This is a genomic window from Bradyrhizobium sp. AS23.2, assembly GCF_001908185.1.
GTDB lineage: Bacteria > Pseudomonadota > Alphaproteobacteria > Rhizobiales > Xanthobacteraceae > Bradyrhizobium.
In genome coordinates this window covers 1-2,086 of record NZ_LGHM01000303.1, presented here as the reverse complement: position 1 = coordinate 2,086, position 2,086 = coordinate 1, and the positions used below count along the sequence as shown (strand labels likewise).

The following is a 2,086-nucleotide window of genomic DNA, read 5'->3' as shown; positions in this document are numbered from 1 at the left end:
ATCAACGACTAACTTGGGGCCAGTGGTGTATTCTGGAGATCAAACGAGGATGTCCGGAAGTGGCCCCATCGCGTCATTTCGTTGCCGCGCAGTAAGTAGGTCACTTTTGGGGAAGAGCAGACATCGAACACCAGCCGAACCCGCAGAGCCGGTCGAGAATGACCCAGACCGTGCGAAAACGACCAAGGACTGTTTCCACACGGTCTAGGAATTTCGCGGCTGCGACTTGGTCATTTGACCGCTGCGTTGCCCCCATCCGCGAACAGTGCCGATCCTGCGACGAAGCTCGACATCGGGCCTGCAAGGAACAACGCTGCCAGAGCGATTTCCTCCGGCTGGGCAATCCGCTTCAAGGCATGCAGGCCAGCAGCCCATTCCTTCTGCGCGTTGTCTCCGGCCATGGCCGTATCTGTGCCGCCAGGTAGAAGCGCATTCGCCCTAATGCCATTGCTCGCATAGTCTGCAGTAATGCCCTTCACCAGCCCCATGAGTCCGGCTTTGGAAGCGGCATAGGCCGACATGCCTGGAAGGCCAACACTTGTTCCAACAAAGCTCGATACGAAGACGAGCGAGCCTATACCCTTTTCAAGCATAGCGGGGACCTGATAACGCGCGCTCAGAAATGCGGAGGTCAAGTTCGCGGCAAGTGTGTCCTGCCATTCTTGCAATGTAACGTCCGCAAGAGGTTTGATCGGCCCGACTGTTCCGGCGTTGTTGATCGCTATGTCCAAACCGCCGAATCTGCGGGTTGCTACGCGGACGAGCTTTTCGTGGGTCTCCGCGAGGCCAACGTCACCCGTCACGGCATCCGCCGTTCCGCCTTGGCGGCGGATAGCATCCACGACCTCCTCCAGAGCCTCCGCTCCCCTGGCGTTCAGCACGACCGACGCCCCTTCGGCTGCGAACAATATCGCCGTCGCGCGGCCTATACCTGATGACGCACCCGTAATGATTGCCACTTTGTTTTGCAGACTTGCCAAAAAAACCTCCTTGAAATGGAGGCTCAGGGATAGTGGGAGTGGAATGCGGCGGCCACCCGTTTTCCGCAAACTGCAATTGTCGCGACAATCCCGCAGACCGCGTGGAAACAGTCATTGGTCGTTTTCACACAGCCTGGACCCGAAGCGGAAGTTCCGTGTTCGATGATCGCAACGCAATCTTTACCATGGGCTCGTTGGCAAGACGAAAGGATCAGCCTGGGAGGTGCCGCGGATTGCAAGGATGCATAAGTGATCAGCATGAGCAAAGGCGTCCCAACCGGCACAACTTATCTCGGGTTCGCCTTGCTATGGTGGGCCGTGTTCTTCGTCGCGTGGATCGCTTGTATCGTTTTTTTTTCCGGGCTGGTTACTTCGCGACCGCAATGGTTGTGATCCTGCTCACCGCGTACGGGTTCTTCCGACATGCCAGATCGATTGGCCGTCGCGCAAAGCAGGGCATTCGGCGGCCAACGCCTGAGCTTCGCCGATGGCTATCGATCACGTCAGAGAGCCGAGACGCTATCAACGGCGGTCCTCGATAGTGCAGCAAGCGGCCGCTTCTGGCCCGGAGGCGAAGTCCTGATTGGCTCTCCTCTCGCAACTCGCCGTACTGGGGCGCACTGCCGACGTTGAGCACGCAGGAGATGACACCATCCGGTTCACGGCGTGACATTTTCGCCACGCCGTCCGCCGATTGCGATCTGGTTCAGCACAGCGGAGGGCGCGGGGCGTTGCTTGCGCTCGGCCTGTTGCGTAACACTCGATAACATTGAGCAATGAATCTCCGGCGGACCCGCACTGCCGGTCTGATGAGATTTGAGGAATCGGCATCGCGGTCATCCGCGAAGGCCCGGCAGAGGCGGCGGCGCGACCGCCGGGGGCGGCTAAATTGATGAGGGTTCATCGCGCTTGCCGAAAGCGGGCGGTATTTCTTGCAACTGCGTCTCTGATTGCACTTGGCGGCGTGTGCATGGCGTCCGCTGCGCTGGCCAACGGCGGCAACGGCGGCACTGACAACGGCAACTATGGCGGCTGGGGTGGGACCGGGTTTACCGGAAACGTGGGCAGCGATAGCGGCGGCCACAGCGTGGGTGGCGGGGGCGGCG

1 protein-coding gene is annotated in these 2,086 nt (G+C 59.9%); it reads right to left on the bottom strand.

Going from position 1 to position 2,086, the window contains the following annotated elements; translation table 11 throughout:
* Positions 1–230: 230 nt before the first annotated feature.
* Entirely contained in the window at positions 231–980 is a 750-nt protein-coding gene (locus AC630_RS41585) for an SDR family oxidoreductase (RefSeq protein WP_074124207.1), read from the bottom strand.
* Positions 981–2,086: the final 1,106 nt, after the last annotated feature.